The sequence below is a fragment of the Kitasatospora sp. NPDC096147 genome (assembly GCF_044763225.1).
Classification (GTDB): Bacteria; Actinomycetota; Actinomycetes; order Streptomycetales; family Streptomycetaceae; genus Kitasatospora.
In genome coordinates, this window is record NZ_JBIWFX010000016.1 from 98,916 (window position 1) to 99,133 (window position 218).

The following is a 218-nucleotide window of genomic DNA, read 5'->3' on the forward strand; positions in this document are numbered from 1 at the left end:
TACGGGGGCTTCCCTGCGGGGCTTCCCTGCGGGGCTTCCCTGCGGGGCTTCCCTGCGGGGCTTCCCTGCGGGGCTTCCCTGCGGGGCTTCCCTGCGGGGCTTCCCTGCGGGGCTTCCCTGCGGGGCCTCCCTGCGGGGCCTCCCTGCGGGGCCTCCCTACGGGGCCTCCCTGCGAGCGACGGCCAACAGGAAACGCTAGCGAAGCACCGCACAGCGGA